General features: G+C 46.1%; 1 protein-coding gene. It reads left to right on the top strand.

Annotated elements, in window-relative coordinates; genetic code table 11:
• Positions 1-121: 121 nt before the first annotated feature.
• Complete coding sequence (locus tag SBI19_RS29335) at positions 122-1,237, top strand: IS110 family RNA-guided transposase (RefSeq protein ID WP_317973071.1); 1,116 nt, start codon at positions 122-124, stop codon at positions 1,235-1,237.
• Positions 1,238-1,556: the final 319 nt, after the last annotated feature.

Here is a 1,556-nt window from a genome sequence, read left to right as displayed (position 1 = left end):
TATTATGAACGAAACAGACTCCCCGAATTGCAACACCTTAGGTTACTTTTGGGAATAATGGCGAGTAGATAGCCACACCACAACCAAAAGCAGAGCTAAACTGCAAAGGAGAGTCTGTACTATGAAGGATGCCATGAAGTATGTAGGTTTAGACGTATCCAAAGAAAAAATTGCAATTGCCATCGCCGACGAGGGCCGAGATAGTGCTAGATACTGGGGCATGATCGAGCACAACGAATATCAAATTTTAAAGGTTCTTAAAAAGCTGGGTGAACCGGACGAATTGAAAATCTGCTATGAGGCCGGTCCAACTGGATATCCTTTGGTTCGGCTGTTACTAGCACATGGATATGACTGCATTGTCATTGCACCTTCACTCATGCCAAGTAAACCAGGAGAAAGAGTAAAGACCGACCGTCGTGACGCACTTCGGCTGGCTCAATTACTTCGGGCTGGCGAATTAAGTAGTGTTCATGTTCCTAATCTGGAGGAAGAGGCATTGCGAGATCTGGTGCGTATGCGTGAAGACGTAAAGGAGGATCGGACTCGCATTCGTCAGCGAATCGGGAAGTTCCTTCTTCGTCATAATATTGCGCCTGTTGAGAGTATTCGTCGTTGGACAACGAAGTATCGAATTTGGTTGGATCGCATTTCGTTAGATCATGCATCACAACAACTCGTATTACAGGAAATGCTTCATCACTTAGATGAGATTGAAGCGAGACAGAAGCGTATCGAAGCCGCTATTCATGAAGAGGCGACTAAGGGATATAGCGCTCCAATGATTCAAGCGCTTCAAACTTTACGAGGCGTGGCTGAGACGACGGCGACTGGCATTGCAGCCGAAGTGTGTTCGTTTATTCGGTTCGGCAATGCGAAGGCATTTATGGGATACACGGGTTTGGTTCCTCGGGAGTATTCAAGTGGACAGAAGCGCTGGCAAGGACAAATAACAAAATCGGGAAACACACACCTTCGACGCTTATTAGTCGAGGCTGCGTGGAGTTACCGTTATAAGCCTGCTGTTCGAGGTGAGTTGAAAAAACGTCAACAAGGAAAGCAACCTGAGATCTTGTTGCTTTCTTGGAAAGCGCAGCATCGTTTGCATAAGAAATATACTAGCATGTTGGCGAAAGGAAAACCTGGCCCGAAAGCAGTGGTCGCTGTTGCACGGGAGCTTAGCGGATTCATCTGGTCGATTGCTAGAGAGATTGAGGGAAAGCGTCAAGAAGGATAAGGGACTCAAAGGTTTGGAAATTAATCGGGGTACCGACAATTAAAGATTGAAGAGCTGAGCAAGAAGGCAAAGGAAAAGCCGTAAGAGAGAACCCATGAGATCGCTATGTGCCAAACCCTTGAGGTTAAGATGCACGACAACAGTTCATGGCGCGCTCTCTATAGATGGAGAGAAAACATGCGGTACACAAAACCCGCGGATATCAGAATGCTCACCGTTGATAGCTTTTGCCTTCTTGTTCAGCTCGTTCATTCCTTATTTTTGTATTCTGAAACACCAGTTATAGCGTAGGGTTGACAAGTTTCGTTCATATCAGCGA

The organism is Paenibacillus sp. CCS19, from assembly GCF_033239625.1.
Lineage (GTDB): Bacteria > Bacillota > Bacilli > Paenibacillales > Paenibacillaceae > Paenibacillus_T.
The sequence above is the reverse complement of the archived record's forward strand: the minus strand, read 5'-3'. Positions and strand labels throughout refer to the sequence as shown.